At 64.7% G+C, this 25,945-nt stretch carries 25 protein-coding genes; 10 read left to right on the plus strand and 15 right to left on the minus strand.

The genetic code is table 11. The features are described 5' to 3' along the window. Positions 1-14 precede the first annotated feature (14 nt). Positions 15-3,137 (plus strand): ATP-binding protein, encoded by a 3,123-nt coding sequence (locus J1M87_RS21730; protein WP_206491867.1) that lies wholly within the window; start codon positions 15-17, stop codon positions 3,135-3,137. 60 nt (positions 3,138-3,197) lie between these two features. Here J1M87_RS21730 and J1M87_RS21735 read toward each other — a convergent pair whose 3' ends face one another. Together J1M87_RS21735 and J1M87_RS21740 are read right to left on the minus strand one after the other, a co-directional pair. Next, the gene (locus tag J1M87_RS21735) at positions 3,198-3,641 is read right to left on the minus strand and encodes a PRC-barrel domain-containing protein (RefSeq protein ID WP_206491868.1); all 444 of its coding nucleotides are present in this window, start codon (positions 3,639-3,641) and stop codon (positions 3,198-3,200) included. Continuing rightward, on the minus strand, positions 3,641-4,255 hold the full coding sequence (locus J1M87_RS21740; protein WP_206491869.1) for a PRC-barrel domain-containing protein: 615 nt from the start codon (positions 4,253-4,255) through the stop codon (positions 3,641-3,643). Before J1M87_RS21740 ends, J1M87_RS21735 begins: the two co-directional genes overlap by 1 nt. A 292-nt stretch (positions 4,256-4,547) precedes the next feature. Here J1M87_RS21740 and J1M87_RS21745 point away from each other — a divergent pair, with 292 nt between their 5' ends. Further along, entirely contained in the window at positions 4,548-5,861 is a 1,314-nt protein-coding gene (locus J1M87_RS21745) for an AIM24 family protein (RefSeq protein WP_206491870.1), read from the plus strand. 9 nt (positions 5,862-5,870) lie between these two features. On the opposite strand, the gene J1M87_RS21750 is transcribed toward J1M87_RS21745, so the two are convergent. The 12 genes from J1M87_RS21750 to rpsJ all read right to left on the minus strand — a co-directional run bounded on the left by J1M87_RS21750 (position 5,871) and on the right by rpsJ (position 12,158). Next, positions 5,871-6,758, minus strand: coding sequence for a glycosyltransferase family 2 protein (locus J1M87_RS21750; protein WP_206491871.1), 888 nt, complete (start codon positions 6,756-6,758; stop codon positions 5,871-5,873). A 99-nt stretch (positions 6,759-6,857) separates the two neighbouring features. Next, complete coding sequence (gene rpsQ, locus J1M87_RS21755) at positions 6,858-7,136, minus strand: 30S ribosomal protein S17 (protein ID WP_068380845.1); 279 nt, start codon at positions 7,134-7,136, stop codon at positions 6,858-6,860. Beyond that, complete coding sequence (gene rpmC / locus J1M87_RS21760) at positions 7,133-7,378, minus strand: 50S ribosomal protein L29 (protein WP_008718301.1); 246 nt, start codon at positions 7,376-7,378, stop codon at positions 7,133-7,135. The genes rpsQ and rpmC overlap by 4 nt, the downstream gene beginning before the upstream one ends. Further along, a complete protein-coding gene (rplP, locus tag J1M87_RS21765; protein ID WP_206491872.1) occupies positions 7,378-7,794 on the minus strand; it encodes a 50S ribosomal protein L16 in 417 nt (138 codons plus the stop codon). Before rplP ends, rpmC begins: the two co-directional genes overlap by 1 nt. A gap of 3 nt (positions 7,795-7,797) precedes the next feature. Further along, positions 7,798-8,607 carry a 30S ribosomal protein S3 gene (gene rpsC / locus J1M87_RS21770; protein WP_206491873.1) on the minus strand — a complete coding sequence of 270 codons (810 nt, stop codon included), beginning with the start codon at positions 8,605-8,607 and terminating at the stop codon, positions 7,798-7,800. Beyond that, complete coding sequence (gene rplV, locus J1M87_RS21775) at positions 8,607-9,029, minus strand: 50S ribosomal protein L22 (protein WP_037188319.1); 423 nt, start codon at positions 9,027-9,029, stop codon at positions 8,607-8,609. The genes rpsC and rplV overlap by 1 nt, the downstream gene beginning before the upstream one ends. Continuing rightward, positions 9,026-9,307: a 30S ribosomal protein S19 gene (gene rpsS / locus J1M87_RS21780; protein WP_008718309.1), complete on the minus strand. Its 282-nt coding sequence runs from the start codon at positions 9,305-9,307 to the stop codon at positions 9,026-9,028. Before rpsS ends, rplV begins: the two co-directional genes overlap by 4 nt. 13 nt (positions 9,308-9,320) lie before the next feature. Continuing rightward, positions 9,321-10,157 carry a 50S ribosomal protein L2 gene (gene rplB / locus J1M87_RS21785; RefSeq protein WP_206491874.1) on the minus strand — a complete coding sequence of 279 codons (837 nt, stop codon included), beginning with the start codon at positions 10,155-10,157 and terminating at the stop codon, positions 9,321-9,323. Between the two features lie 39 nt (positions 10,158-10,196). After that, complete coding sequence (rplW, locus tag J1M87_RS21790) at positions 10,197-10,502, minus strand: 50S ribosomal protein L23 (protein WP_206491875.1); 306 nt, start codon at positions 10,500-10,502, stop codon at positions 10,197-10,199. After that, positions 10,499-11,176 carry a 50S ribosomal protein L4 gene (gene rplD / locus J1M87_RS21795; protein ID WP_206491876.1) on the minus strand — a complete coding sequence of 226 codons (678 nt, stop codon included), beginning with the start codon at positions 11,174-11,176 and terminating at the stop codon, positions 10,499-10,501. Before rplD ends, rplW begins: the two co-directional genes overlap by 4 nt. Further along, complete coding sequence (rplC, locus tag J1M87_RS21800; RefSeq protein ID WP_206491877.1) at positions 11,173-11,838, minus strand: 50S ribosomal protein L3; 666 nt, start codon at positions 11,836-11,838, stop codon at positions 11,173-11,175. Before rplC ends, rplD begins: the two co-directional genes overlap by 4 nt. Before the next feature lie 14 nt (positions 11,839-11,852). Next, a complete protein-coding gene (gene rpsJ / locus J1M87_RS21805; RefSeq protein WP_003938093.1) occupies positions 11,853-12,158 on the minus strand; it encodes a 30S ribosomal protein S10 in 306 nt (101 codons plus the stop codon). Between the two features lie 493 nt (positions 12,159-12,651). Between rpsJ and J1M87_RS21810 the strand changes: the two genes are divergently transcribed. From J1M87_RS21810 to J1M87_RS21845, 8 genes are all read left to right on the plus strand, one after another. Further along, entirely contained in the window at positions 12,652-13,146 is a 495-nt protein-coding gene (locus J1M87_RS21810; protein ID WP_206491878.1) for a hotdog fold domain-containing protein, read from the plus strand. Positions 13,147-13,158: 12 nt separating this feature from the next. Continuing rightward, entirely contained in the window at positions 13,159-14,067 is a 909-nt protein-coding gene (locus tag J1M87_RS21815) for a prephenate dehydrogenase dimerization domain-containing protein (RefSeq protein WP_241257312.1), read from the plus strand. Positions 14,068-14,307: 240 nt separating this feature from the next. Continuing rightward, entirely contained in the window at positions 14,308-15,261 is a 954-nt protein-coding gene (locus J1M87_RS21820; RefSeq protein WP_206491879.1) for a diiron oxygenase, read from the plus strand. Positions 15,262-15,381: 120 nt separating this feature from the next. Continuing rightward, complete coding sequence (locus tag J1M87_RS21825) at positions 15,382-16,353, plus strand: ATP-binding cassette domain-containing protein (protein ID WP_206491880.1); 972 nt, start codon at positions 15,382-15,384, stop codon at positions 16,351-16,353. Beyond that, positions 16,350-17,210, plus strand: coding sequence for an ABC transporter permease (locus tag J1M87_RS21830; protein ID WP_206491881.1), 861 nt, complete (start codon positions 16,350-16,352; stop codon positions 17,208-17,210). The genes J1M87_RS21825 and J1M87_RS21830 overlap by 4 nt, the downstream gene beginning before the upstream one ends. Before the next feature lie 10 nt (positions 17,211-17,220). Continuing rightward, the gene (locus J1M87_RS21835) at positions 17,221-18,075 is read left to right on the plus strand and encodes an ABC transporter permease (RefSeq protein WP_206491882.1); all 855 of its coding nucleotides are present in this window, start codon (positions 17,221-17,223) and stop codon (positions 18,073-18,075) included. 42 nt (positions 18,076-18,117) lie between these two features. Next, the gene (locus J1M87_RS21840; RefSeq protein ID WP_206491883.1) at positions 18,118-19,011 is read left to right on the plus strand and encodes a glycosyltransferase family 2 protein; all 894 of its coding nucleotides are present in this window, start codon (positions 18,118-18,120) and stop codon (positions 19,009-19,011) included. A 178-nt stretch (positions 19,012-19,189) separates the two neighbouring features. Continuing rightward, the gene (locus J1M87_RS21845; protein WP_241257313.1) at positions 19,190-20,095 is read left to right on the plus strand and encodes a triacylglycerol lipase; all 906 of its coding nucleotides are present in this window, start codon (positions 19,190-19,192) and stop codon (positions 20,093-20,095) included. Positions 20,096-20,165: 70 nt separating this feature from the next. On the opposite strand, the gene J1M87_RS21850 is transcribed toward J1M87_RS21845, so the two are convergent. Further along, on the minus strand, positions 20,166-25,877 hold the full coding sequence (locus J1M87_RS21850; RefSeq protein ID WP_307830899.1) for a non-ribosomal peptide synthetase: 5,712 nt from the start codon (positions 25,875-25,877) through the stop codon (positions 20,166-20,168). Positions 25,878-25,945: the final 68 nt, after the last annotated feature.

A 25,945-nucleotide genomic window follows, 5' to 3' on the forward strand; every position in this document is an offset into this window, starting at 1 on the left:
GCGTTGAGTCGACGATGACGGACAACGAGCAGATCCATGCTCTCGAATCGGTGCGGCTGAGCTGGGCACCGACCCCCGACGACGTATGGCGTTCCCAGTCGAACGTGCACGTGCCGGGGATGCACGAGCGGGTGTTCCACGAGGTCATGAATGCTTACGACGACGCCGATGCGTCCGACGACGCCAGCCCGCTCGGTGTGGTCGTGCGCGGGCCCGCCGGCTCGGGCAAGACACACCTGCTGGGCCAGGTGCGTGAGGAAGTACAGGGCAAGGGCGGGTACTTCTTCCTGATCCGGCTCCTCGACGCGGCCGGATTCTGGCGCTCGACACTGATGGGGATGCTCGACGACTTGATGCGCCCGTCCGGTCGAGGATCCGACAGTCAGCTCGGTCTGTTGCTCCGACGCCTGTGCGAGATCGGTGACGTGTCGGAGGAGCAGCGCGCGCGGATCATGGGCGAGGAGATGATCGACGCCGAGACACTCGACGCTTTCGTCACCGCGGTGTACAAGGTCCACCCGCGACACCGCCGGACCTCACAGCACACGCTGCGCGCCTTGGTACTGTCCATCGCCCCGGATGCGGTCGTGCAGGACCTGGGCGATGCGTATCTGCAATCGATCGACGACGTCGATCCCGAGGAGTTCTCGGCGTGGGGCATCCGCCGCGCCGAGCTCGGGCATCAAGGCATCGCCGAGAACATCTCTCGCCTGCTCGCGATCACCGGCCCGACGATTCTTGCGATAGACCAGATCGACACCCTGGTCGCTCAGTCGCGCACCGGATCCGATCAGGAGTTCGCCGACGCACAAGAGGACAAGGTCGTCGAGCAGCTCGCCCACGGCCTGATGTCGCTGCGCGAGACACTCCCCCGCACCGCGTCGGTGCTGTCGGCATTGTCGAGTGCGTGGGAGCTGATCGCGGCACGCGGCGTGGCTCCCATGCGGGACCGCTTCCGAGTCACACAGACGCTCAAACCGATCCCGTCCTCGGACATAGGCCGCCTGCTGCTCGGACGCCGCCTGGCCGCGTGCTTCCTCGAAGCCGGGTTCACTCCGCCGCACCCGACGTGGCCGGTGGCACCCGAGGCGTTCGAGCAGGCCCCGGACTTCACTCCGCGTCAGCTTCTCATCGCCGTCGACCGGCACATCCGGCATTGCCTGGACACCGGGGTCGCGTCGGAGCTGGAAAGTTTCACGGACAAGTCCGGTCCGGCGGATACTCCCGAGCTTCCCACGGCCAGAGTCAGTGAGCTCGACGCGCTCGACGAGCGCTACAAGCAGCTTCGCGAACAGGTCGATGTGTCGGTTCCGCTGCGACCGGACAGCGAGGACTCGATCTTCCCCGCACTACTGTCCGCAGGTCTGACGGCGTGGATTCACGAGCATCAATCCTCCGATGACAGCCTCGCCCAGGACCCGCCGCCGAGCGGCAAGCCTGCGCTGCACGCGCGGCTGCGTCACACTGTCGATACCGATACCGACGACGAAGAGCACTGGTGCTTTCGTGCGGTGACCTCGGGTAATGCCCGAGCGGCCCTGGCGCGGGTCGAGCGTGCAGTGACCACGGCGGGCCTGCACATCGACATGCCTCGACGACGGCTGATCCTGATCAGAAACGATCCGTGGCCCAACGGAGCGAAGACCGAGCAGACGATTGCTGCGTTGCGGCGCGCCGGTGGCGTGGTGGTGCCCTTTTCCGACGAGGACCGCAGGGCGCTTGCGGCCCTGTCGATCCTGCTGACCGAGAACTCCCCAGCGCTCACGTCCTGGCTGCTGGCGCGCAAGCCCGCGCACGAGGTGACACTGTTCGGGGAAGTGCTGCCTGCAGTGAGTGTCGTCGACGATGACACTGCCCTGATCGAGCCCGAGACCACCAGCGCGGCCGCGTCGCAGATGCAGCCGCGCAGGCCCGCCATCGTGGTGGGCTCGGAGCTCAGTACCGGCGCGGACGTCGCAGTGCCGCTCGAGGCACTGCGTAAGCACACTGCCATCTTCGCAGGATCCGGCTCGGGCAAGACGGTACTGATCCGCAGACTGGTGGAAGAATGTGCACTGCAAGGTGTTTCGGCGATCGTCCTCGACGTGAACAACGACCTCGCCCGGCTTGGCACTGCGTGGCCCGAGGACGAGCGGACCTGGCCGCCGGGCGACGAAGCCAAAGCTGCCGCATACCTGCGCGATACCGACGTCGTGGTGTGGACGCCGCGTAAATCCTCCGGTCGCCCACTCAGCTTTCAGCCGCTTCCCGATTTCGTCAGCGTGCTCGGTGACGCCGACGAGTTCGAGGCCTCGGTCGAGTCCGCGCTGGCCTCACTCGAACCCGCAGCCGGCGTTCTCGGTACGTCGCAGAAGGCCAAACACGGCCGGGCAGTGTTGAAATCGGCACTCGACCTGTTCGGTCGACGGCCTCAGGGCGGCGATTTGGCCGACTTCGTCGATCTGCTCGAGGAGTTCCCCGACGATGCCAGTGAGATGCGCGACGCCGTCCGCATCGCCGCAGGTCTCGCCGAGAACCTCAAGGCTGCTGCCGCGAACGACCCGATGTTCGCCGGTGCGGGCACTCCGGTGGACCCGGCCGTCCTGCTGACCCCTGCCGACGGTAAGAAAGCCCGCGTTTCGGTGATCAACCTGGCCGGCCTGACCACAGACGAGCAGAAACAGAGCTTCGTCAATCAACTTCAGATGGGGTTGTTCGCCTGGATCAAGAAGAACCCCGCCGGCGATCGACCACTGGGTGGGCTGTTCGTCATGGACGAAGCGCAGAACTTCGCGCCCTCGGACCGGACGACCGCAGCGACGCACAGCACGCTCGCTCTGGCGTCGCAGGCACGAAAGTACGGTTTGGGCCTGGTGTTCGCCACCCAAGCCCCCAAGGGCCTGCACAACCGAATCGCAGGAAATGCCTCGACACAGTTCTACGGACTGCTCAACAGCCCGTCCCAGGTCGAGGCCGCGCAGGAAATGGCGCGAGTCAAGGGCGGGTCGGTTCCCGACGTCGGGCGACTACCTGCCGGTCAGTTCTATGCAGCGGTCGAAGGCGCGGAGTTCCGCCGCACCGCCACTCCGCTGTGCCTGTCCTACCATCCGAAGAGTCCACCCACCGAGGAAGAGGTCATCACGCTGGCGCGTTCGTGACCGGATGCCCGGCGAGTTCATCGCCGGGCATCAACCGACCACGGGTGATGGGTGAGTAGGTCAGCGATCCCGATGATCGAGGACGACGGCGTACGACCCGACTCCGGTGAGGGTGTGTCCGTCGATGGATACGGTATCGACGATCACCGACGTGACCGCACCTGTCTCCGGGTCGAACTCCACGTCGTCCACTGTGCCGAGATCGACTCCGGCAGTACTGAGCGCGCGTTTGCCGATCACGCGGTGAGCTTTACCGTGCAGTCCGGACAGTGAGTCCTCGGTGTCGATCTCGACGATGGTGTCCACCGACTCGACTGTCACTGCGTCGGATCCGAAGGAGGAGATACCGGACCATGTCAGCGCGTCACCGGTCTTGCACTTCTTGATCTGCACACCGGCGACGGTGCGACTTCGCGGATCGACGAGGAATTCCCCCACTGCACCGACAGTATCGGCGGTGGAGGTGCTCACTACCTTGCGACCGATGGATTCGGAGAACAACATCAGCGAGTTCCCTTCAGCTGCGCCCGGAAGGCATCGACGGCCGCGCCGAACCCTGCCAGGTCGTCACGCACGAAATCGGTGGCACTGGCCGGAACCATGAGATGTTCGCCCGAGGCCGCGAGGGTGTCCGGCAACGGGATGAGCACGGTTGCCCCCTTGTTCTTCATCGACTCGGAGGACTTGATTTCGTAGCCGACCACATCGCATTGTCCGCCGTTCCGCCCGCTCACCTCGATGATCACGTCGACGACAGTGCCCAGGTCCGTTCCCGTGTCCGTCAGAACCGTCGAACCCAGGATATCTCCGCGACGCTCCGGTGCGGGCTCGGCATCCTCGCCGTCCTGCTCGGTCGAGGTGAACATCTGATCGGGTGGGGTGAGGGCGTCCTCGCTGAGGATCATCACTGCATCCGATCCGAGCGCGGCCACCGACCGCCACGGCATGACCTCTTTCTTCGGCCCCGAGAACAGGCCACGGCCGGCAAGAGTGAACCCTGCTACGGCCCCGCCGTCCGGGGCGTACACGATGTCCTTGACCTGAGCGACGTCCTCGCCCGCGAAGGTGACAACGGGCAGCTTGGCGATCTCACTCGACCGCATCAGTTGTTCGCTCATGACTTCGTGTGTGGGTCCGGGTTGCTCCGACGAGTAGCGATGATCACGCCACCGGATCGACGCCGGGATTGAACCAGCAACACTGCTGCCACGATCGCAATTATCAACACGAGGGCCACAATGACCCAACCCCACCACTGCATAGTGAGCACCCTTTCTCGAGAAGGAGTGAATGAGCCCGAGGATCACCCGCTTGGGTTCCTGTACTACCCCTTGACGCACACCTTCAAACCCCACCTCGACGGCTCGGCAGATTCTCGTCGAGCAGGCACGCCTGGCACACTGGTGCTCTGTGAAGGCCCTCGCACGCGGGGAGAACTGCCCCGCACCCACCGGACCACTGACGGTCGCACTGACCAGTTCGACGCACGTCGATGTCTCGGCGCTGTTGCTGGCCTCGAACGGCCGCGTCCGATCCGACGCGGATATGGTCTTCTGGAATCAGCCCGAGGGTGCAGGCGTCGACTACCGGCCCGCGTCCTCCGGTCATCTCGTTCGCGTGGACCCGGCGGCCGTTCCACCCGATATCGACACCGTCGTCATCGCTGCCTCCCTCGACGGCACCGGACCGACGACCTTCGCAGCTGCGGGACCGGTGTCGGTCACCGTCTCCGACGCGTCATCGCCTCAGGTCTCGTACTCGGCAGACGGCCTCGGCGACGAGTCGGCGCTCGTGTGCATCGAGGTCTACCGCCGCGGTGATCGATGGAAGATCCGCGCCGTCGGGCAGGGGTATGTGGGCGGATTGGCGGGGTTGGCCACCGCATTCGGAATCAGCATCGACGCGGACGAACCCGCTGCGCCCACTACGCCGTCCTCGCACGTCACCGACTCGACCGTGAATTCACCTGCGCACCAAGGAGCTCTGGCCATGAGAAGCGAACTGTTCGCCCCCGCCCACGCCGAGGTGCCCGGCTCGGGGATTCAGAAGCAGGGCAGCAAGATGTGCCGAATCGGATTGAGCGGCGAGATCATGGCCCGTGCGGGTTCGATGGTCGCGTACCAGGGCGACCTTCAGTTCGCGGCCCAGGGCTCCGGTGGAATCGGCCGAGCGATCAAGCAGGCACTGTCCGGAGAGGGTGTGCCGCTGATGAAGGTGTCCGGCAGGGGTGACCTCTTCCTCGCCAATGCGGCGCAGGACGTCCACCTGATAGACCTGGACGGCACCGACGGATTGACGATCAACGGTGCCAACGTCCTGGCCTTCGAGTCCTCGCTGAGCTATGACGTCAAACGAGTACAGGGGGCTGCGGCGGGCGGTAACGCGGGCTTCTTCAACTGCGTGTTCTCCGGTAGCGGGCGGATTGCCATCACCACGGACGGAATCCCTGTCGTACTCGACGTCGACCAACCGACGTTCGCAGACCCGCAGGCTGCGGTCGCGTGGTCGTCCTCGCTGCAGACACGGGTGAAGAAGAACGATTCCTTCGGTCTCGGCACCCTCATCGGTCGCACCACCGGTGAGCGCTTCACACTCGAGTTCATCGGCCGAGGATTTGTCGTCGTGCAGCCTTCGGAGCAACCGCCGGGCGGACTCGTCGGCGGAAGCGGCAGCGGCGAGCAGGCCGGAGTCGGCGGCGCACTGGGGGGCCTGCTGGGCAGGTGAACTCCCCCGTCAGAGGAACAACGTCCGGTGCCGGATCGACCCTTGCAGATGGCCGGCCACCACGGCCGCGGCCCCGCACCACCGCTCGCATGGGGTACGTGAGAGCTTCTGCGGCACAATAGGATTGGTTACCATCAGCCTCAGCACATGCGCAAGGAACGCACGGACCGAGGCCCGCCGGAAACCATACTCGCGATAGCCGAGGTACAGCTCGACGTCGCCGACCGCGTATCGACGAACCTGAGACCAGTACTCGCGCAACGTAGGTCTGAGCCGGTAGTCGACGACGGCCGATTCGGCGTGAGCGAATCGAAATCCCGCCAACTGGACGCGCCAGGAGAAGTCCAGGTCCTCACCTGTTGCCATCAGGGTCTCGTCGAAACCGTGCACCGCGTGGAACACCGACGCCCACACCGCGAAGTTGCAGCCGGGAGCATACGGAAGAAAGTCGCTCTCGAGACTCTTCGACGACGGATTCATCGGCCGTCGACGGTAGGCAGCGGCCGAGTTCACCAGCGATGTGTCCAACGAGCCACTGACGAGATCGCTGGTCGGAGCCGCTGCCACCAGCGCGCTCAACCACTGGGGCCGGACGATGTCGTCCGCGTCGCAGAATGCCAAGAACTCGCCGTGCGCAGCAGCTGCGCCTACATTGCGTGCGTGAGATACGCCGGCGGAGTCGGACGCATCGACATATCGCACGCGAATCCCACCGGCGGCCGTCCGCGCACGCAGGAACTCCTGCAGTCGATCGGTTGATCCGCTGTCGCTGACGATCACCTCGAAGCCGGCACCGTGGTCTTGGCCTTCCAGTGCGTCGAGTTGGGCTCCCAAGGTAGGCACTGCATTCAGGACGGGGATGACGACGCTGACGCTTGCCGGTCGTCCCACGGACATCGACTGCACTCCCCTACGTAGAACCGGATACGACGAAGAACCGGGCACGACGAAAAACCCACCCCCGTTGCCGGAGGTGGGTTTTCGAGCACAGAGTGCTTACTTGGCCTTTTCGAGGACCTCGACCAGACGCCAGTGCTTCGTGGCGGACAGCGGACGGGTCTCCATGAGCTGAACGCGATCGCCTACGCCGGCGTCGCCCTTCTCGTCATGTGCCTTGACCTTGGTGGTGCGACGAATGACCTTGCTGTAGAGGGGGTGCTTGACCCTGTCCTCCAGCTCGACCACGATCGTCTTCTCCATCTTGTCGGATACGACGTAGCCGATCCGAACCTTGCGGTTGTTGCGCTCTTCTGTCACAGTTTTTTCCTCGCTCATGCTGCGTCACCTGCTGTGTCCTCGGAGGGACCAGAGGCCAAGCCGAGCTCACGTTCACGGAGCACCGTGTACACACGCGCAATTTCGTGGCGCACAACGCGCAGTCGACGGTTGTTGTCCAACTGGCCGGTAGCCATCTGGAACCGAAGGTTGAACAGCTCTTCCTTCGACTCACGCAGCTTGGTGACCAGCTCTTCACCGGTGAGCTCGCGGAGCTCTGCGGCTGGGGTTCCGGTAGCCATCAGAACTGCTCCTCCCTGGTGATGATGCGTGCCTTGATGGGCAACTTGTGGATTGCGCGAGTGAGTGCCTCACGCGCGATGGTCTCGTCGGGGTACGACAGCTCGAAGAGCACGCGACCCGGCTTGACGTTCGCGATCCACCACTCGGGCGAACCCTTACCGGAACCCATGCGGGTCTCGGCAGGCTTCTTGGTGAGCGGGCGGTCCGGGAAGATGTTGATCCAGACCTTGCCGCCACGCTTGATGTGGCGAGTGATCGCGATACGAGCGGACTCGATCTGACGGTTGGTGATGTAGGCGGGCTCGAGAGCCTGAATGCCGTAGTCACCGAAGGTCACCTGAGTTCCGCCCTTGGCGGTACCCGAACGCTTCGGGTGGTGCTGCTTGCGGTGCTTGACCCGGCGGGGGATCAACATGCGTCAGCCCTCCTGATTCGGCTCGGTCGAGGCAGGAGCCTCGGTTGCGGATGCCGCGCGACCTGCTTCGGTGCTGGTCGCGGTGGTGCCCGAAGCACCGGAACGACGCGGGCGCGTGGGACGCTCGCGACGCGGGCGATCGGCACCGGCAGCCGGAGCTGCAGCAGCGGCGAGTTCACGCCGTCCACCGACGATGTCGCCCTTGTAGATCCATACCTTCACACCGATGCGGCCGAAGGTGGTCTTGGCCTCGTACAGCCCGTAGTCGATGTCGGCACGGAGCGTGTGCAGGGGAACGCGTCCCTCGCGGTAGAACTCCGAGCGAGACATCTCCGCGCCACCGAGACGGCCGGAGCACTGGACACGGATGCCCTTGACGTTCGGCTGACGCATCGCCGACTGGATGGCCTTACGCATCGCGCGACGGAATGCGACGCGGTTGCTGAGCTGCTCGGCAACACCCTGGGCGACGAGCTGAGCCTCGGACTCGGCGTTCTTGACCTCGAGGATGTTGAGCTGGACCTGCTTGCCGGTCAGCTTCTCGAGAGCGCCGCGAATGCGGTCGGCCTCGGCGCCACGACGACCGATGACGATGCCGGGACGTGCCGTGTGGATGTCCACGCGAACACGGTCACGGGTGCGCTCGATCTCGACCTTCGCGATGCCCGCGCGCTCCATGCCGGTGGCGAGGAGCTTGCGGATCGCGACGTCTTCTTTGACGTACTCCGAGTACTGCTTGTCTGCGTACCAACGCGACTTCCAGTCAGTGGTGATACCCAAGCGGAAGCCGTGCGGGTTGATTTTCTGACCCACTACTGAGCCCCTTCCTTGGACGCCTGGCCCTTACGGCGGTTACGAGACGTTCCGCCGGTCTTGGGCAGGCTTTCGACGATCACCGTGATGTGGCTGGTGCGCTTGCGGATCCGGAATGCCCGGCCCTGAGCACGCGGCTGGAATCGCTTGAGGGTTGCACCCTCGTCGACGAATGCCGTCGCGACGATCAGCGTGCTGGGATCGAGATCCAGGTTGTTCTCGGCGTTGGCCGCTGCGGAGGCGATCACCTTGGCGACCGGCTCGCTTGCTGCCTGCGGCGCGAACTTGAGGATGTTGAGCGCGTCCTCGACGGAGCGCCCGCGAACCAGATCCACGACTCGACGTGCCTTCATCGGCGTGACGCGAACGTGCTTCGCTACGGCCTTGGCAGTTGGATTGGCGGTGGGGGTGAAGTTGGTCATCGCCTCTTCGCCTTCCGGTCGTCTTTGATGTGACCCTTGAACGTGCGGGTCGGTGCGAACTCTCCGAGCTTGTGGCCGACCATCGAGTCGGACACGAACACCGGCACATGCTTGCGGCCGTCGTGGACGGCGAAAGTGTGACCGATGAAGTCGGGGAGGATTGTCGATCGACGGGACCAGGTCTTGATGACCTGCTTGGTTCCCTTGTCGTTCTGGACGTCAACCTTCGCGAGGAGGTGATCGTCTACGAACGGGCCTTTCTTCAGGCTGCGTGGCATTCTGAACTCCCTCCTAGCGCTTGTTCTTGCCGGTACGACGACGACGGACGATCAGCTTGTCGCTCGCCTTGTTCTTGCGGGTACGGCCTTCCGGCTGTCCCCAGGGGCTGACCGGGTGGCGTCCACCGGAGGTCTTGCCCTCGCCGCCACCGTGCGGGTGGTCGACCGGGTTCATCACGACGCCACGCACGGTCGGGCGCTTGCCCTTCCAGCGCATACGGCCGGCCTTGCCCCAGTTGATGTTCGACTGCTCGGCGTTGCCGACCTCGCCGACGGTTGCGCGGCAGCGCACGTCGACGCGACGGATTTCACCGGACGGCATACGCAACGTGGCGTAGGGGCCTTCCTTACCGAGCAGCTGAATGCTCGCTCCAGCGGAGCGGGCCATCTTTGCGCCACCGCCCGGGCGGAGTTCGACCGCGTGGATGGTCGTACCCGTCGGGATGTTGCGCAGGGGCAGGTTGTTGCCGGGCTTGATGTCGGCATTGGCACCCTGCTCGATCGGCGAACCCTGGGAGACGCCCTTGGGTGCGACGATGTAGCGCTTCTCGCCGTCTGCGAAGTGCAGCAGAGCGATGTTCGCGGTGCGGTTGGGGTCGTACTCGATGTGAGCGACCTTGGCCGGCACGCCGTCCTTGTCGTTGCGACGGAAATCGATGAGACGGTACGCACGCTTGTGACCGCCACCCTTGTGCCGGGTGGTGATACGACCGTGTGCGTTACGTCCACCGCGGCCGTGCAGCGGGCGGATCAGCGACTTCTCTGGGGTCGAACGCGTGATCTCAGCGAAATCGGACACGCTGGAGCCACGACGGCCCGGGGTTGTCGGCTTGTATTTACGGATTGCCATGAGTCTTCTCGTCCTCTATATCCGAAGAGTCCCAGCCGCTTACGCGACCGGACCTCCGAAGATCTCGATGGGCTTGCTGTCGGCGGAGAGCGTTACGAGTGCGCGCTTGGTGTCCTTGCGCTTGCCGTAACCGAACCGGGTCCGCTTACGCTTGCCCTGACGGTTCATCGTGTTGACGCTGGTCACGGTGACGCCGAAGATTTTCTCGACGGCAATCTTGATCTGCGTCTTGTTCGAGTCCGGGTGCACCAGGAACGTGTAGGTGCCGTCTTCGATCAGTCCGTAGGACTTCTCGGAGATGACCGGTGCCAGCAAGATGTCGCGGGGATCGGCGATCGTGGTCACTTGCTTGCCTCCTCGTTCTTTGCAGGCCCAGCGATAAAGGTGTTCAGCGCTTCCACGCTGAAGACGACATCATCGGCATTGAGCACGTCGTAGGTGTTGAGCTGGTCGGGTGCGATGGGGTGCACGCCGTCCAGGTTCTGCACGCTCTTCCAGGCTGCGATGTCCTCGCGGCCGACGACGAGCAGGACCTTCTTGCGGCCCGAGAGCTCGGCGAGGAATGTCTTCGCACCCTTGGTGGACGGAACCTGTCCCGCAACCAATTCGGTGATGACGTGCAAGCGCTCGCTGCGGGTCCGGTCGGAGAGGGCTCCGCGCAGTGCGGCGGCCTTCATCTTCTTGGGGGTCCGCTGGCTGTAGTCGCGCGGCTGCGGTCCGTGAACCGTGCCACCGCCGACGAACTGAGGAGCGCGGGTCGAGCCCTGACGGGCGCGGCCGGTGCCCTTCTGCCGGTACGGCTTCTTGCCGCCGCCGCGGACCTCGCCACGAGTCTTCGTGGCGTGGGTTCCCTGACGGGCAGCTGCCAGCTGTGCGATGACGACCTGGTGCAGCAGCGCGATGTTCGCCGGTGCGTCGAAGATCTCCGCGGGGAGATCGACGGTGCCGTTGGTCTTGCCGCCGGCTTCCTTGACATCGAGCGTCAGCTTGGTCTCGGTGTTCTTCTCGAGGCTGGTCATGCCCGTGCACCACCCTTCAATGCAGACTTGACGATCACGACGTTGCCGCGACGGCCCGGGATCGCTCCCTTGATCAGCAGCAGACCGTTCTCGCTGTCCACCTTGTGGACCGAGAGGTTCTGCGTCGTGATGCGGTCGCCACCCATACGTCCGGACATGCGCATTCCCTTGAACACGCGACCGGGGGTTGCGCAGCCACCGATGGATCCGGGACGACGGTGCACGGCCTGTGCACCGTGGCTCGCACCCTGACCCTTGAAGCCGTGACGCTTCATGGTTCCGGCGAAGCCCTTGCCCTTGCTGGTGCCGGTGACGTCGACGTATGCGCCGTCCTCGAACACTGCAGCGGTCAGCTCCTGGCCGACCTCGAACTGCGAGGCGTCGGCAACACGGATCTCCACGATGTGGCGACGCGGCGTGACACCTGCCTTCTCGAACTGGCCGGTGGTGGGCTTGTTCACCTTGCGCGGGTCGATCGCACCGAATGCGACCTGGACGGCGCTGTAGCCGTCACGTTCCTGGGTGCGGATCTGGGTGACCACGTTGGGGCCGGCCTTGATCACGGTCACGGGAACGACGCGGTTGTTCTCGTCGAAGACCTGGGTCATTCCGAGCTTGGTGCCCAGAATTCCTGTCGCAGGCCGATTCTTGTTATCAGTCATCGTTGTCTCCGCGCTCACTGGATGTTGACGTCGACACTGGCCGGGAGGTCGATGCGCATCAGCGCGTCCACCGTCTTCGGTGTCGGGTCGAGGATGTCAATGAGCCGCTTGTGAGTACGCATCTCGAAATGTTCGCGCGAGTCCTTGTACTTGTGCGGCGAACGGATGACGCAGTACACGTTCTTTTCTGTCGGCAACGGCACCGGTCCGACGACACGGGCACCCGTACGGGTGACCGTTTCGACGATCTTGCGCGCTGACGCGTCGATCGCCTCATGGTCGTAGGCCTTGAGCCTGATGCGGATCTTTTGTCCCGCCACGCTTAGTGTCCTTTTCTTGCCGCTTGGTCGTAGAACGGGCCGTTCGGCCTGCTCCACCTCGTCTGCACAGTCCCCGAGCCGTGAAAGTCCACCGACTCGAACTGTCTTCGTGCACACACGACAGTGAAAAACGTTGACGACCCAGGCGTGGCCTGCATCCGTTGCCGCTCTTCATCTGTCATGGTTCTCCGGTCCACGCGGTCGGGCGTGTCGTGATTCCGCTCATTCTTCTGCGTTGAAACTTTCGCTTCAACCACTTCCGAATGGATCGAAATCCGCACCGATCGAGCTGGTGTACCGGACGCGCTCACGTGGAACGCTGGTCTCATGTTCGTGCTCAGTCGGCCTGGCGACCGACTCACCTGTTTCAGGCCGCACGCAAGTGCGCCCTGTGTCCAGGCAACCCGACCAGTATGCCGCAGTCTGCCCGACAGATCAACTCGGGGTCCGACGATGTCCCTCGCATTATCTTACCGAGCAGTAAGGTAGCGCCATGACTGCTCTCGAGAACACCACCGGTGCCACCTATCGCGCCTGGTCGAAGCTACCGAACAACACAATAGGCTCCATCGTGTTCTCGGTCGGGATGTGCCTTCGAGTTCCCTACTTCTCTTCCGTGCTTCCGCGGGTGGTGGCGCTCGAACCTGGTCGCTGCGAAGTGACCGCCCCCAAATGGTTCGGAGTTCGGAACCACCTCGGCACGTTCCACGCCATCGCTGCCTGCAATCTGGCCGAAGTAGCAATGGGCATGCTCGCCGAGGCCACGGTACCGACGACGCACCGTTGGATTCCCAAGTCGATGAACGTCCGCTACCTGACCAAGGCCACCACGTCCCTGCGCGCGGTGGCCGAACTCGACGCGGTTCCCGTTTTCGAATCCGTCACCGAGGGGTTCGACATCGTCGTCCCGGTCTCGATCCGCGACACCGCCGGCGTCGAGGTGGTCCATGCGGACATCACGATCTGGGTCTCTGCTGCATCCCGTTGACATACTCGAACGATGAACGCGCAGATGCAATCGGATTCCGGTGACTCGGTAGTGGTGGTCGGCGGGACCGGAGCCGTGGGCCGCCTACTGGTCGACCTGGTGCGTGCGGACGGTATCCCCGTGACGGTCGTCGACGTACACGACGGTTCGCCGGAAGGCACCTCCGCTGCGACCATCGGCGACATCACTGCACCGAACGAGCAGACGGAAGCGGTACTGCAGCGCGCCGCGACGGTGATTCTGGCAGTTCCCGAGTCCGTTGCGCTCGCTGCGGACCTGTCTGCGGTACGCGCCGACGCACTGCTGGTGGAGACCTTGTCGGTCAAGTCCGGTTTCGCGCGCCACCTGGGCGAGAGGAATCGGAGCGGCAACGTAGTAGGTATCAATCCCATGTTCGCACCGTCGCTGGGGATGGCCGGCAGGCCGGTGGCCGCAGTCGTCCATCGCGACGGCCCCTCGGTGCAGGACTTTCTCGACAGCATCGCGCGGTGGGGTGGCCGGGTGGTCCTGCTGGACGCAGAACGCCACGATCGTCTCGCGGCGGCGACGCAGGCGCTGACACACGCCAGCGTCCTCGCGTTCGGCCTCGCTCTGGCCGAACTCGATCTGCCGTTCGTGGACATCGATGCCGTCGCACCTCCCCCGCACACGACTCTCCTGGCGGTTCTCGCTCGAATCACAGGCGGCGAACCCGAGGTCTACTGGGATGTTCAGGCAGGCAATCCGTATGCCGCCGAGGCCAGAGCCGCTCTGGCCCGATCGGCACGCGCACTGACCGAGACCGTCGAATCCGGCTCCGAGGAGGAGTTCGCTCGTCTGGTGAGCGAGGCAGAGGTTGCTCTCGGCGGAAGCGGCGATCGGTATCGAGCCGTGTGCGCGGAGATGTTCGGTATCGTTCGAGGCAGCGGTGGTGTTCGATGACCAGGAATCACACGAACGCGAAGCAGATCAACGCTCGCAGGTGACCCCGCTCGTCCGAAACCCACTCGGTCGACACACGCTCGGTCGACAAAGCACTCGGTCGACAAAGCACTCGGTCGACACAACACTCGGTCGACACAACACTCGGTCGACACAACACTCGGTCGACACAACACTCGGTCGACACAACACTCGGTCGACACAACACTCGGTCGACACAACACGGAGGCGAGGCACTCGATGTTGGAACAGCCGTCGTTGCCGGAGTTCGACTCCGACGATGTCGTGGAGAGCGCGGTCGTCGCACGATTGGCCAAGAATTGGGCGCAACGCGCAACGGTGAAGAAGCCCGAGCCCGAGCTGGACGATCTGTTCGATACCTCGAAACAGGATTTTCCCGATGCGTTGATTCCCTTCGGTGAGCACGACACCTTCACCGGTGCCAGCCCCGAGCAACAGGATCGCCTGCGCGCGTGGGGGTGGATCGCCTTCAACAAGAACGTGATGGACGTCGAGCAGCACGTCGTACATCCCGGCTTCGCACTTCTTGCGCAGGACGCCTTCGAGACCGGCATGGGCGATACCCTCGCCGTGGCGGTGACCCAGGCGATGGTCGACGAGCAGTACCACACTCTGATGCACCTCAACGCGAGCGCGGCTACCCGTCGGGGGCGCGGTTGGGCCCTGTCGGAGCGCGCCCTGCCCTTCAGCTCCACTGTGCGTCGGCAACGCACGGCGCAGGCAACCAGCGAGGACCCCTGGTCGGCTGCGATCAGCTCGCTGGCGTTCATGACAGTGGCGGAGATCTCCATCACATCCTATTTGGACCTGATCGAGGACGACGACGTCATTCAGCCCATCAATCGCGCAACGGTGAAGTTGCACAACCGCGATGAGTACTGCCACGCCTCGATCGCCGACGACATGGCCGCGATCGTCTTCGAACGCCTCGGATCGAACGACCGACAGAAGTTTCTCGACGGACTCGTCGACGGCATGGATGCGTTCTCGAGCAGCGATTTCTCCACCTGGGGACGCATTCTCGAACTCGAGGGCGTGCGCGGAGCCGAACAGATGCTGGCCGATGTAGAGCAGGACAGCAGTCGCCGTGCTCTGGTGCAGGACTACAGCGGATTGCGCTCACTGTGCCGAAAGCTCGATGTCGAAGACAGTATCGATATCGACTGGGGGTGACTGCGGAGCTCACTCGGCCATGCCTCACAGGTAACATTTCCGCGGAATTGCGGTATCAAGTAGTGGCCATCGATCCTCGGGGTCCGGTCCCACCATTCGTCCCAACAGCTCGGAGATTCGATGTCGTCAGCTCAGCACGCAGCAGTACACGTGGAGGACGTACACAAGTCCTTCGGCGATGTGCATGCGCTGCGCGGCATCAGCTTCTCCGCCGAGCGGGGCACCGTTCTGGGCATCCTCGGCCCGAACGGCGCCGGTAAGACGACGACGGTGAAGGTCCTGTCCACTCTGATCGCACCCGACAGCGGCCGCGCCTTCGTCGCCGGCCACGATGTCGCCGCCGAGGCGGCGGCAGTACGCCGCTCGATCATGATGACCGGGCAGTACGCGGCGCTCGACGACACGCTCTCGGGCCGCGAGAACATCGAACTGTTCGGCCGCCTGATGGGTCTGGACAAGAAGGCCGCCAAGTCCCGCGCCAAGGCGCTGCTCGACGAGTTCGACCTGGCCGACACCGGCAAGCGTCCGGTGCGCGGCTACTCGGGCGGAATGCGTCGCCGCATCGACATCGCCTGCGGATTGGTCGTTCGGCCGGAGGTGGTGTTCTTGGACGAACCGACCACCGGTCTCGACCCTCGCAGCAGGCAAGGGGTGTGGTCGTTGGTCGAGGCACTGAAATCGCAGGGCATCACGGTGCTGTTGACGACGCAGTACCTCGAAGAAGCCGATGTCCTCAGCGACAACATCATCGTCATCGACAAGGGCACCGTCATCGCGGAGGGCACGTCGGATCAACTCAAGGCCATGACCGGCGGCAGCTACTGCGAGGTGGTACCGCTCGATCCCGGTCAGCTGCGCGCGGCCGCCGACGCGCTGGGCGAGATGGTTCCCGCGGCCGTCCACGCCGAGATCACCGCGTCGTCGGACCGACTGTCGGTTCCGGCTCCCGATGGTGCCGCCACTTTGTCCGAGATCCTGCGCCGGGTCGACGCAGCGGGAATCGTACTGGCCGACATCGCACTGCGTCGGCCCTCGCTCGACGACGTGTTCCTCACCCTCACCGGGCATTCGCAGACGAGTTCGAGCTCATGACGGCCACGACGCGAGGGGTATCGAAGTCGCACGCCGTCACGGCACCGCGAGCCGCGACCGGGTCGACGACGCAGCAGCAGCCCAAGCGGCGCTCTCGAACACGGCCCTCCGGCTTCGTCCAGTGGCAGGCCCTCACCGGCCGTGCACTGTGGACGATGCTCACCAAGGGCGAGTTGCTGATCGCGGTCATCGCTCCGCTGATCTTCACCATCGGTTTCTACCTTCCCCTCAAGTTCGTGATGGGCCTGCAAGGCATCAATTACGCACAGTTCCTTATGCCGATCATCGTGTTGCAGGCGATGGCGTTCACCGCTATCTCCGCGGCGCAGCGGGCATCGACGGAGGCGATGAGCGGGCTGAATTCCCGTTTGAAGACGATGCCCGTCGTGCGCGGTGTCCCGTTGGTGGCGCGAATCTCGAGCGGTGTCGTCCGCTCACTGGTCTCGCTCGTATCGGCCCTCGGATTCGGCTACGTCATCGGTTTCCGCTTCACTGCAGGATTCGGTCAGGCCGTGTTGTTCTGCACCCTCGCCATGCTGATCAGCACCACGTTGTCGATCGGTGCCGACGCGATCGGGACACTGTCGAAGAGTCCGGAGGCGACCAGCCAGGTGCTGACCCTCCCCCAGCTCATTCTCGGTATGGCCTCGTGCGGGTTCGTTCCGGAAAGCGGATTTCCAGAACTCATCCGACCGTTCGTCCGCAATCAACCGATCTCGCAGTTCTCCTTCGCGATGCGAGACATGGCCGAAGGCGGAGTCAGCTTCCAGGTGTTGTGGCCGTCCCTCGCCTGGGTGGCCGGCTTGATCCTGTTCTTCGTCCCGCTCGCCATCTGGGCGAGCTCGAGACCGGAATGACGAGCCCGAGATGACGATGGCAGAAGCGTCGGTGAACACGCCCCGCGTATCCAACTTGACCTTTCCCGAACCGAACATGGCTCTGCGCGAAGGCTCCATCCGTGCGCTCGGGCTTCACAGCATGATCCAGGCCAAGCGACTTCTGATGCGATGGATGCGCGATCCGTCGACGATGATTCAAGCGTTGCTGTACCCCGCGCTGATGCTGGTCATGTTCCGAGTCGTGCTCGGAAACTCGATTTCCGCAGCCACCGGATCCCCCGCGATCTACGGCCAGGTCCCGATGATCGCTCTGGTCGGGGCCATGTTCGGGTCCATCGTCAGTGCGGTCGGCCTCAAGGGCGAACGGAAATCGGGTTTGTTGTCTCGGTTCTGGACCACTCCCACGCACCGTGCCGCCGGTCTGCTGGGCAGAATGATCGCCGAAGCGGTTCGAGTACTCGTCACCACCATCGTCATCACCTGCGCGGGTGTGGCGTTGGGATTCAGATTCACCCAGGGGATTTCGGCAGGCATCCTGTTGATCGTGATTCCGGTCGTTTTCGGCATCGGGTTCGCGGTGATGATCACGTTCCTGGCCACCGTCGCCGGGGACGCACCGCTGGTCGAGGTCGTGTCGATCTTCGCCACGCTGCTCATGTTCTTCAACGCCGGTTTCGTACCCGTCCTCGCGTACCCGACGTGGCTCCAACCGGTCGTCGCTGCCCAGCCGATGTCGGTCGCGGTCAACGCGATGCGCAACCTGGCGATGGGCGGGCCGGTTCTGACGCCGGTGTTGCACACCCTTGCGTGGTCGCTCGGCATGGCAGTGGTATTTCTGATCCCCGCAATCCGCGGGTACAAGAAAGCTTCGTCGTCCGGCTGATCCCACGATGGTCGGTGGCCGTCTTCTGCATCGGAGGTTCTCGTGGTCGACCTGGCTCGGCCCGAGCATCCGTCTGTGTCGGTGGTGATTCCCGTCGGTGGCCTCGAACCGTACTTGGACGCACAATTGCAGGCGCTGGCCGATCAAGATACCGATTGTCCGTTCGACGTACTGCTGGCTGACAACACAGGAGCCCAACACCTCGGCTCGTACGTTCTCGACCACCCGTTACGGCAACGGCTGCAGCTCAGATCGATCGATGCTTCGGGCGACGTCGGGGCCGGTCATGCACGCAACTGCGGAGCGCGCGAGGCGTCGGGCGAGCTGTTGGCGTTCTGCGACGCCGACGACGTGGTGCACCCGAACTGGCTCAGGACACTCCTGGACATGGCCCCGTCCTTCGATGTCGTCGGCACTGCCGTGGAAACCGAGACGCTCAACAGTGCACAGCAGCTGTCGTGGACACCGACGGTGCCGCCGGAGAAGCAGGGCCGCACCAATTTCCTGCCGTTCGCGATCGGCGCGAGCATGGCGTGCTGGGCATCGGTGTACCGCGATCTCGGCGGGATGGACAACCGCTTCAGGGCGAGCCAGGACGTGGAGTTCGGTTGGCGCGCGCAACTAGCGGGCTACAGCCTGGGATTCAGCGCCGAGGCGGTGGTGGCGTATCGGCTTCGAGCGGAGTTGCGCCCACTACTGCGTCAGTCCTTTCGTCTCGGGTACGGCTTCGCCAAGCTTCGCGGCATCTATCGGCAGCGCGGGTGCCCTGCTCTCGGGATGCGACGGGTCGCCTCCTGGTGGATGGCATTGCTGCTGCGTAATCCCGCGCTGCCGACGTCTCTGACGGGGATGTCGCGGGGGCATTGGCTGCGTGCGGTCGCCATCCGAGCCGGCGAGCTTCGTGCAGGTATCAGGTACGGCGCATTCGGTTGGTGATGTCCGCCACACTTACCGGTCGACCCCCTGCTCGACCGGCACTCGAGACCAGCACGCCTGTTACGGCTGTGTATCCGACTGTTACGGTCGGAGTCGCACAGATGCAGGCGAGAGTGGCGTACCCGACGCCCCGGAAGAGAACGAGGCCATGCCGAAGAAGTTCACGAGAGTATTGCCCATGGCGGTTGTCGTCGCCGTGGCCGGTGCCCTGTCCTTCACCGGGGCGGGTACAGCGGTAGCTGCACCCTCGCCCACCGGCACCTCCATCTCCGATACGCCGGCCCTCGAGGGTGCCAACGATTTCGGTTGCGTACCCAGCGCCGCACACCCCCGCCCGGTCGTGCTCGTGCACGGAACCAAGATGGATGCGTCCGAGTGGAAGATTCTGGCACCGCAGTTGAAGAGCGAAGGGTACTGCGTCTTCGCGCCGAACTACGGCGGGGTCTCGCTTCTGCTCGATCCCGCCACCACGATCTGGGGTTCGGGCGATATCGCCGAATCGGGACGTCAGATCGGCCGATTCGTCGACGAGGTCCTGGCGGCTACCGGAGCCACTCAGGTCGATCTCGTCGGTCATTCGCAGGGCGGTACGTCCTCGCGCCAGTACATGAAATTCGATGGCGGCACCGATCCGGAGGATCCCACTCGCAACAAGGTCCACACTCTGGTGACCCTCGGTGCCACCAACCACGGAACCACCTTCGGAGGATTGCAGCAGCTCTCCGAACTGCTCACCTCACTCGGCCTGCCCGGTGACGCGCTCACCCCACTGACCTACAACATGGCCGGTGCACAGCAGTTGGTCGGCTCCACCACGCTGGCGAGCCTCAACGACGGCGGAGATGTCCAACCAGGAGTGGAGTACACCGTCATCGCGACGCGTAACGACACTGTCTCCACTCCGCCCGGAAACACCTTCCTCCGGTCCGGTGACCCGTCGATGGTGCACAACGTGTGGGTTCAGGATGTGTGCCCGTCCGCCACGACATCGCATATCGGTCTGGTCATGGACCCCGTGCCGCTGTACATGGTCAAGTCCGCGCTCGATCCCGATTACGCGGCGACAACACCGGCACCCTGCTGACAATGCGCTTTCGGTAGCCACCGGGGCCTGAGGACATCGCGTCCTCAGGCCCCGGTGGTCTTCGAAGGGGTCAGCGCTCCAACTCGGTCTGCAACACGGGCCCGATCTCGGCGAGGGCGGACTGCGAGGCCATCTGCCAGTGCGTCGAGTGCACTGGAACCACGGTGACGCCCCCGTCGACCGCGTCCTTCCACGATGACGCTGCAACGGCTCCCGTCGGATCGTCGACGACAGACGCGAAGAGAATCGACGGCCCGACGAACGGCTGGGGCACATACGAGTCGATCAGCTCGGCCGAGCGAGTGATCCCCTCGAGTATCCCGGCAACCCGTTCGCGCGATATCGCGTCGAACGGTGCCGGCATGGAGGCCAACAGTTCGGCCACGGAATCGACCGTGAGCTCTCCGATGGCGATATCGGAGTCTGCTCCGAGGCCCAGGCCGCCGAGCATCTCTCCGGCCGATACGGGACGGTCCACGCGGTGATCGGTGTTGCCCGCGACGAACGAATCCATCATGGCCAGTGTCGATACCGACTCACCATCACGGTGCAGTTGCACGGCCATGGCGTGCGCGATCAGTCCGCCCATCGACCATCCGAGCAGATGGTAGGGGCCGGAGGGCTGCACGGTGCGAATCCTGTCCACGAACAGCGCAGCCCACTGCTCGATGGATTCCGGCAGGGGTTCGGCACCGGAGAGGGCGGGTGACTGCAGGCCGTAGATCGGACGATCCTCGCCGAGGTATGCCGACAGTCCGCCGAAGGCCCAGGACAGCCCCACGATGGGGTGGATGCAGAACAGCGGCGACGAGGAGCCACCGATCCGAAGAGGAATCAGCGTCTCCAGTCCGCTGGATTCGCCGCCCTCGACCGGAGACGTTGTCGCTGCCGCGATCCGCGCGGCGAGTGAGGCCACGGATGCGTCGACGAACAACCAGTTCAGCGGAATCGCCCCACCACCGACTGCGGTCTCGAGTTCGGAAACCAACTTCACCGCCAGCAACGAGTTGCCGCCCAACGCGAAGAAGTCGTCGTCCAGCCCGACCCGGTCGACGCCCAACACGTCCGCGAACACCGCCGCGACCGATTCCTCTACCGGTGTCTGCGGAGCCCTGAACTCACGGGCCTGGAATTCCGGGGCCGGTAGCGCACGACGATCGAGCTTTCCCGCCGGATTGAGCGGTAGCGCATCGAGCACCACGAAGGCGGACGGCACCATGTACGACGGCAGCGCCGTCCCCAACTCCGCCCGCACCGTCTCGACATCGATATCGGCTCCGCCGGCTGGAACCAGGTACGCCGCCAACGACTCCCCCACCGACAGCGGCGCGACCACCACAACGGCCTGACTCACCGACGACAACGCCGTCAACGCCGTCTCGATCTCCCCCAACTCGATTCGCTGCCCGCGGAACTTCACCTGGAAGTCGGTGCGACCGATGTACTCGAGCCGCCCGAGATCCATCGACCACCGCACCAGATCGCCGGTCCGGTACATCCGGGAACCCTCGTCACCGAAGGGGTTCGCGAGGAAACGCTCGGACGACAGATCGGGCCGGGCGACGTATCCCCGCGCCAACTGAGCCCCGGCGAGGTAGAGCTCACCCGGGACGCCGGCCGGTACCGGATGCAATCGCGAGTCCAGAACGTAGACGGAGCTGTTCCACTCCGGCACACCGATGGACACCGAGCCCTCGGCCGCGGCGTCCTCGGTGACATCGCGGTAGGTGATGCTCACTGCGGCCTCCGTGGGGCCGTACAGGTTGTGTATCCGCGCATCCGACACCGCCCGGCACAGCCCCACGGTCCGCGCAGGCAGGGCCTCTCCGATCACGAAGACATGCCGAAGCATGGAAACGGACTGCGCGGCAACGGATTCGGCAAACACCGTCAACATCGACGGCACGAAATCCGTCACGGTCACACCATGACGGGCGATATCGGCCGCAACGGCCTCGACGTCTCGCTGCGCGCCCGGGGCCGCCACGATCAACCGACCCCCGGTGCGCAGCGGCAGGAAGAAACCCCACAGCGAGACATCGAACGTCGTCGCCGTCTTCTGCAGGTACACATCCGAGGCATCGAGACCGTATTCCTGCGCCATCCAGACCATCTGGTTGACGATCGCCCGATGTTCGATCGCCACACCCTTCGGCCGACCGGTCGAGCCGGAGGTGAACAACACGTACGCCAGGTCGTCCCCGGAGGCACGCGGAAACAGCACCGACCCCGACGGCTCCGGCGGGTCGGTGATGTCGACAACCGGAATCACTGTCTCCGTGACGAATTCATCACGCGCCGTCGACAGGACGACAACCGGCGACGCCGTGCCGAGAATGTAGTCGTTACGCTCGATCGGCTGATCCGGATCCACCGGGACGTACGCCGCACCGGCTCGCAGCACGGCATACATGCCGACCACCAACTCGACGGACCTCCGCATCGCGAGCCCCACCAGAACACCGGGCCCGGCACCGTGCTCCTGCAGCAACGACGCAGTCGCATCCACCCGGTCCGAGAACTCCCGATACGTCAACGATTGCTCGCCGAACACCAGCGCCACCGCGTCGGGCGTTTCGGCCACCACGCGATCGAAGCCGTCCAGCAACACCTCGCCCGGATCGACAGGCACGTTCTCGCCGTCACCTCGCGACGAAATCTGTTCGCGCTCAGTCGAATCGAGAACGTCGATGTCACCGACCACCACATCCGGTCGTGCGGTCACCGCATCGAGCACGCTCACCAACCGTCGACCGAACGACGCCACCGTCAGCTCGTCGAAAAGGTCCGTCGCGTACATCAACTCGACGGCCAGACCCGCACCGTCGCCTCGCTCGGTGAAGGTGACCTGCAGGTCGAATTTTGCCGATGCCACGCCGGAGCCGAACGCCTCGACCTCGAGATCGGGCAACTCGAACGAACCCAGTGAGAAGTTCTGGAAGAACAGGGCAACCTGCACCAGCGGGTGTCGTCCCTGCGAACGCACCGGGTCGAGTACCTCGACCAGACGCTCGAAGGGCACATCGATGTTGTCGAAGGCTTCGAGGTCGCCGGTGCGTACCGTGTCGAGAACCTCGGTGAACTCGGCGGCCGCGCTGATACGAGTTCGCAGTACCACCGTGTTGACGAACATCCCCACCAGATCGTCCAGCCGGGCGTCGCCGCGGCCACCGACCGGCGCTCCCACGGCGATATCGTCCGTACCGGACAGTGTCGCCAACAAGACGGCCAACGCGGCGTGCACCACCATGAACGGGGTCGCCTCGTTCGCCCGGGCACACTCGAGCACTCGGGCATGCAGCTCGGGATCGATCTCGAAGGACACCACCGCTCCTCGTCCCGACGCCACTCGTGGGCGCGGACGGTCCGAGGGCAGGTCCAACTGATCGGGCAGTCCGTCGAGTGCCTGCTGCCAGTATCGAATCTGCTTGCTGGCGAGAGATTTCGGGTCCGACTCGGAGCCGAGCGTGTCGAGTTGCCACAATGTGTAGTCGATGTACTGAACCGGAAGAGGTGCCCAGTGCGGGGCCGATCCGCTGCGCCGCGCGAGGTATGCCGTCATGACATCACGGGACAGCGGGGCCATCGACAGCCCGTCCGCCGAGATGTGGTGGGCCACGAATGCCAGCACGTACTCCGGTGCTGCGCCGGCCGGGTCCGTGATGCGGAACAGCCGAACCCGAAACGGGGTCTCGATGGTGACGTCGAATCCCCGGGTGAAGAACTCTGTGACCGCAGCGAGAGTGTCCTCGCGAGCGATGCGGACCGCGTCCATCCCGGCGTGCGCCTCGGCCTCGTCTCGCACCTGTTGGTACCCGACACCGTCGATTTCGGGGTAGACGGTGCGCAAGGATTCGTGTCGCCCGACCACGTCCCCCACGGCGGCCTGCAGCGCGTCCACATCGAGCGCTCCGCGGAGCAGCAGCGCGACCGGCACATTGTTGAGGGCCGACTCGGTGTCGAGTCGGTTGAGGAACCACATTCGTTGCTGCGCCGACGACAGCGGGATACGCGCGGGCCGCTCCCTCGACGTGTCGAGCGCGGCTCGAACCTGGCCGTCGGCCGAATCGGCGGCCTGTGCCAAGGCCTCGACCGTGGAGGACTCGAACACCGAGCGCGCCGGAACATGTACGCCCAGAGCCGAACCCAACCGAGCTGCGAGCTGTGTGGCGATCAGGGAGTTACCCCCGAGGGCGAAGAAGTCGTCGCCGAGGCCGACTCGTTCGATTCCGAGCAGCTCGACGAAGATCTCGGCGACGACGCGTTCGGTGGGGGTCGACGGGGCCCTGAACTCCGCGGCCTCGAACACCGGTTCCGGCAAAGCATCTCGGTCGAGTTTGCCGGTGGGAGTCAGCGGAATCGACTCGATTGCTGTGATCACCGAGGGCACCATGTGCGCAGGCAAACTGCGCCCGGTCGCGTCGAGCAGGCGGTCGAGGTCGAGTTCGGTGCCCGGCACCGGCAGTACGTAGGCCGCGAGAACGGTTGCGCCCGTCTGACTGCGGTACCCGAGGGTGACGGCGAAATCGACCCCGTCCTGCGCCGTCAGAACGGCGTCGATCTCACCGAGCTCGATTCTGAACCCGCGTATCTGGACCTGGAAGTCGTTGCGGCCCAGGTATTCGATGGCGCGTCCGGATGCCGTCTCTCGCCAACGCACCAGGTCGCCGGTCCGGTACAGCCGGCTCTGCGCGGAGTTCCCTTCGGGGGCATACGGATTGGCAACGAATCGCGCTGCGGTCAACGCGAATCGGCGATTGTATCCTCGGGCAAGGCCGGCACCGGTCAGGTACAACTCGCCCGCAACCCCGGCGGGCACCTGACGCAGCCGGTCGTCGAGAACGTGGTATCCCATGTCCTGCGTCGACGGCCCGAGCAGTACAGCGTCGCCCGCGTTCAGCGGAGGGGAAATGTTGCACACCATCGAGGCTTCGGTGGGGCCGTAGACATTGTGGAAACGCCTGCCCGGTGCCCACTTCGACATCAGCTCCGAGGTGTATGCCTCGCCGCCGATCGCGAGCACGCGCATCTCCGGCACCTCCGCCGGATCGAGCGATGCCAGCGCGGCCGGGGTGATGAACGCATGGGTGACGCGGTGGCTGCGTAGCACCTCGGCCAGATCGGAGCCGCCGTAGATGCCGGGCGGGGCGATGACCATCGTCGAGCCCGCGCCCACGGCCATGAGTAGCTCGAGCACGGATGCGTCGAAGCTGGGTGAGGCGAAATGCAATGTGCGCGAATCGGAGTCCAAGCCGTAGATCTCGACCTGAGTGGAACTCAACGGGGCCAGTCCGGCGTGAGAGACGGCAACGCCTTTCGGCAGACCCGTCGAGCCGGAGGTGTAGATGACGTACGCGAGTGTGGACGGGCGAATCGGTGCCCTCCGGTCGTCGGCTACGACGGGATCGTCCGACAGCCCCCGAAGCGCATCCTCGGTATCGGGCGAGTCGAGGGAGATCCACGACACCGACGCCGGCATCGTCGCCTCGAACTGTGTTGCCGTGACACCCATCCGAACCCCGGAGTCGTCGACCATGTGCGTGATACGGGCGGCTGGGTAGTTGGGATCGATGGGCACGAATGCCGCACCGGTCTTCGCCACCGCCCACACCGCCATGACCGATTCGATCGAGCGGGTCAGCGCCAGAGCCACGAAATCCTCTGGGCCGATCCCGCGCTCGATGAGCAGGCGGGCGAGCCTGGACGACCGGGAGTCGATCTCCCGATAGGTGAGCGACCGGGTGCCGAACTCGACCGCTGTACCGTCCGGGTTCTTCTCCACCGCTGCGGCGAGCAGGGTGGGCAGCGCAACGGTACGAGCGGGTCGCTGCCGGGTGGGTCGTGCACGGG

This window comes from Rhodococcus sp. KRD162, assembly GCF_017168335.1.
Taxonomy (GTDB): Bacteria; Actinomycetota; Actinomycetes; order Mycobacteriales; family Mycobacteriaceae; genus Rhodococcoides.

What these genes read in the sequence shown, in the direction of transcription:
- rplB (WP_206491874.1), bottom strand. Translation starts at nt 10,157, where the DNA reads ATGGCAATCCGTAAATACAAGCCGACAACCCCGGGCCGTCGTGGCTCC.
- rpmC (WP_008718301.1), bottom strand. Translation starts at nt 7,378, where the DNA reads ATGGCTACCGGAACCCCAGCCGCAGAGCTCCGCGAGCTCACCGGTGAA.
- J1M87_RS21740 (WP_206491869.1), bottom strand. Translation starts at nt 4,255, where the DNA reads ATGAGCGAACAACTGATGCGGTCGAGTGAGATCGCCAAGCTGCCCGTT.
- J1M87_RS21830 (WP_206491881.1), top strand. Translation starts at nt 16,350, where the DNA reads ATGACGGCCACGACGCGAGGGGTATCGAAGTCGCACGCCGTCACGGCA.
- J1M87_RS21825 (WP_206491880.1), top strand. Translation starts at nt 15,382, where the DNA reads ATGTCGTCAGCTCAGCACGCAGCAGTACACGTGGAGGACGTACACAAG.
- J1M87_RS21815 (WP_241257312.1), top strand. Translation starts at nt 13,159, where the DNA reads ATGAACGCGCAGATGCAATCGGATTCCGGTGACTCGGTAGTGGTGGTC.
- J1M87_RS21845 (WP_241257313.1), top strand. Translation starts at nt 19,190, where the DNA reads ATGGCGGTTGTCGTCGCCGTGGCCGGTGCCCTGTCCTTCACCGGGGCG.
- J1M87_RS21750 (WP_206491871.1), bottom strand. Translation starts at nt 6,758, where the DNA reads ATGTCCGTGGGACGACCGGCAAGCGTCAGCGTCGTCATCCCCGTCCTG.
- rplC (WP_206491877.1), bottom strand. Translation starts at nt 11,838, where the DNA reads ATGACTGATAACAAGAATCGGCCTGCGACAGGAATTCTGGGCACCAAG.
- rplP (WP_206491872.1), bottom strand. Translation starts at nt 7,794, where the DNA reads ATGTTGATCCCCCGCCGGGTCAAGCACCGCAAGCAGCACCACCCGAAG.
- J1M87_RS21735 (WP_206491868.1), bottom strand. Translation starts at nt 3,641, where the DNA reads ATGTTGTTCTCCGAATCCATCGGTCGCAAGGTAGTGAGCACCTCCACC.
- J1M87_RS21835 (WP_206491882.1), top strand. Translation starts at nt 17,221, where the DNA reads ATGACGATGGCAGAAGCGTCGGTGAACACGCCCCGCGTATCCAACTTG.
- J1M87_RS21730 (WP_206491867.1), top strand. Translation starts at nt 15, where the DNA reads ATGACGGACAACGAGCAGATCCATGCTCTCGAATCGGTGCGGCTGAGC.
- rplD (WP_206491876.1), bottom strand. Translation starts at nt 11,176, where the DNA reads ATGACCAGCCTCGAGAAGAACACCGAGACCAAGCTGACGCTCGATGTC.
- rpsS (WP_008718309.1), bottom strand. Translation starts at nt 9,307, where the DNA reads ATGCCACGCAGCCTGAAGAAAGGCCCGTTCGTAGACGATCACCTCCTC.
- J1M87_RS21820 (WP_206491879.1), top strand. Translation starts at nt 14,308, where the DNA reads ATGTTGGAACAGCCGTCGTTGCCGGAGTTCGACTCCGACGATGTCGTG.
- J1M87_RS21810 (WP_206491878.1), top strand. Translation starts at nt 12,652, where the DNA reads ATGACTGCTCTCGAGAACACCACCGGTGCCACCTATCGCGCCTGGTCG.
- rplV (WP_037188319.1), bottom strand. Translation starts at nt 9,029, where the DNA reads ATGACCAACTTCACCCCCACCGCCAATCCAACTGCCAAGGCCGTAGCG.
- rpsQ (WP_068380845.1), bottom strand. Translation starts at nt 7,136, where the DNA reads ATGAGCGAGGAAAAAACTGTGACAGAAGAGCGCAACAACCGCAAGGTT.